Raw genomic sequence first — 3,043 nt, forward strand, 5'->3', positions numbered from 1 at the left:
TTCACAGAAACCCGGTTTGTTTGCCGGTCAGCTGCTTCCATCTCACATCCCCCGCCGCGGGGAGAAACCGGGTTTCTTTGCCGAGATCTTTTTCACAGAAACCCGGTTTGTTTGCCGGTCAGCTGCTCAAATCTCAAATCTGCCATCTAAAATCTTAAATTTCCTTGACCCAAACGCGCATTTGTGTTAAATTTATAGGCCCAAATTGGGTTGCTAGGGCGACATCTGCTGCATCCCGTCCGTATGCAATGGCGATGCGGTTTCCCCGCGGTTCTTTTTGGGTGGCGTCAAAGGTGTACCAGCGATCGCCTACAAATGCTTCAAACCAGGCGTGCAAGTTCATTGGTTCTAGTTCGTACAAATAGCCTACCACCATGCGCGCCGGAATATTTAAACTGCGAGAAAGAGATATTCCTAAATGGGCAAAGTCGCGGCATACGCCAACCCGTTTTTCTATGGTTTCTAACGCCCAGGTCGAAGCATCGCTAGTGCCGTATTTATATGCAACATTCGTCTGAATCCAGCGACGAATTGCTTCTACTTGGTCGTAACCAGGCTCGCTATCGGCTACGATTGTAGCGGCTTGGTCGCCCATGCGATCGCTCGGACAATACCGACTCGGTAGGATAAACTGAAGCACGCTGTCGGGTAAGTTCTGCACGGGTACGAATGGCGCACCCGCTTGCACATCGATTTGATCTGCTGTTACGACGCTGGCGGTGGCGCGAATGCGAAATGCACCTTGGGGCGCAACGAGTCGCTGACATATATTCCCGTAGCTATCGGTATATTCGAGAACTTGTACGTTTGGTTCCATTACGTATTCTTCCTGGAACACCCATTGCGCCAATCCGCTGCGGGGTCTGAGCATCAGAATTAGGGGAGTTGGTGCGATCGCTTCAAACAAAATCTCGCATCCTGCATTCAGTTGCATTTTTATCAGTCCTATATTGATTAATGTAAGTTTTATTTGTTTGGCTACCAATTATATTTTTTATCGATTATTTACCAATTTTTCCTCTTTCTTTAGATAGAATTATACCAACCACATAAATAATTTCAATTAACCTCACTTTTGACATGTTTCTTAAGGCGGATGCAGAGTGGGAAGGTTTCGGAATAGGCTCAAGATTGTTGCCGCATCAAAGCCTTTAGAGACTTCCATGACGATTACTAATTTAAGAGATGATATTTCCTACACTTTGCTGAAAAAGAACGCTCAAACGAATGGCAATCAAGAACCCCATGAAGTCAATTTTACCAAGTCGGACTTCGACGGACGCGACTTGACATTGGATAGTTTGGAGCAACACCTGGAATATTTGACTCTAAATGAATATATCAACGCTGATGTGACAGGGGATAATGCTCCAGAGTCTTTCAGTTTAAAAGATGCAGAACTGACCGAAAAAGGTCAATACCTGTTGAAAAGATTGGGAGAAAAATACGCTCCTGCCAAGGAAAGGCAAGCCGTATCTATTGATTCCAAAGATATGCCTTTCCTGGAAAAAGTTATGATTTCTGGCGACATCCCCGATCCGTTTGACGCCAGAGATATTACAGAAGTTGTATTTCGCGTGATGCGCGATTTGATGACAACCGAAGCATCGGATCGGGTGGCAGAAGAACTGCACGAAGAAATCCTAGAAACCAAAGATAAAGCGCTGCAAATGGAAATTGCAGACCTTTGGAAAGATACAAATCCGATTGTAGGATTCTTGAGTCGGGTGCGTCCACCGTGGCAAGGCCCCGGTATTTTCAAAATTGATGACGATCGCTTTCTGTTCCGCGTGGCGAATGAAGGCGGGATGCCTCCCGAACGGGAGCGGGAACAGGTTGTAAAAGCCGTATTTTCTGCAACCAAAGATGAATTATCCGAAGAACGGATTCAAGAAATAGCGAGTTGGCTTCCTGGCAAAGTCCGTCAATTGTGGGAAGCAGCCTAGATCGGCAAGACATTTATCGTTTCAAACCGGGTTTTTGAGTTGAGGTTAATGAGTAGAAAGGCTTCCCTGAGTGGAAGGAACCCGGTTTTTTTCCTGGGAAACAAACGCATTGAATTAGGGAGATGAAGCAATGAGATTTAAACAGCATTTAGGGATTGTGGGTGCTATTTGCAGCAGCTTGCTGGTTAGCTATGGCGCGATTGCTCAAACCACCAATCCCACTCCTGGCGGTACAAACCCGGCGGATATGCAACGCATCTGTGCTGAGTACATGAACGCGAACGGAAACCAAGCGCAGCAAAGCAACCGCACCGGCACCACGACGGGTAACACCGCCACCGGCACTACTGGAACAACTACCAATCGCAACACGACGAATCGCACCGGCACCACGACGGGTAACACCGCCACCGGCACTACTGGAACAACTACCAATCGCAACACGACGAACCGCACCGGCACCACGACGGGTAACACCGCCAGCGGCACTACTGGAACAACTACCAATCGCAACACGACGAACCGCACCGGCAGCACGACGGGTAACACCGCCAGCGGCACTACCGCGACTACCACTGGCACTGGTCAAGGAGTTGGTTCGTTCACGGCGGAAGAACTCGATCGCATGTGTGCCAACTTGATCAACAATTCGGGCAGCGGTAGCACTACACCATCCGTCACGGGTGGCGGTAGCACCCGCCCAAGTCAGCCCAGCAATACACCGAATCGCAGGTAGGGGCACGGCATCAACCATTTTGGCCATGGTCAAAACAATCTGTTGCCCGCCGTGCCCTTAGGGCACGGCATTAACCATTTTGGCCATGGTCAAAACAATCTGTTGCCCGCCGTGCCCTTAGGGGCACGGCATCAACCATTTTTCCCATGGTCAAAACAATCTGTTGCCCGCCGTGCCCTTAGGGGCACCGCATCAACCATTTTTCCCATGGTCAAAACAATCTGTTGCCCGCCGTGCCCTTAGGGGCACGGCATCAACCATTTTGGCCATGGTCAAAACAATCTGTTGCCCGCCGTGCCCTTAGGGGCACGGCATCAACCATTTTGGCCATGGTCAAAACAATCTGTTGCCCGCCGTGCCC

Annotated in this window: 3 protein-coding genes; 2 read left to right on the forward strand and 1 reads right to left on the reverse strand. The window is 49.4% G+C overall.

Features of this window, described 5'->3' with window-relative positions; genetic code table 11:
* Positions 1-154 precede the first annotated feature (154 nt).
* Positions 155-934, reverse strand: a complete 780-nt coding sequence (locus tag MiSe_RS48320) for a transglutaminase domain-containing protein (protein ID WP_226594544.1) — start codon at positions 932-934, stop codon at positions 155-157.
* Positions 935-1,163: 229 nt separating this feature from the next.
* Between MiSe_RS48320 and MiSe_RS48325 the strand changes: the two genes are divergently transcribed.
* Positions 1,164-1,946, forward strand: coding sequence for a DUF2267 domain-containing protein (locus tag MiSe_RS48325; RefSeq protein WP_226594545.1), 783 nt, complete (start codon positions 1,164-1,166; stop codon positions 1,944-1,946).
* A gap of 130 nt (positions 1,947-2,076) precedes the next feature.
* Complete coding sequence (locus tag MiSe_RS48330) at positions 2,077-2,682, forward strand: hypothetical protein (protein WP_226594547.1); 606 nt, start codon at positions 2,077-2,079, stop codon at positions 2,680-2,682.
* The last annotated feature ends 361 nt before the right edge of the window (positions 2,683-3,043 follow it).

It is taken from the genome of Microseira wollei NIES-4236 (assembly GCF_020521235.1).
Taxonomy (GTDB): domain Bacteria; phylum Cyanobacteriota; class Cyanobacteriia; order Cyanobacteriales; family Aerosakkonemataceae; genus Microseira; species Microseira wollei.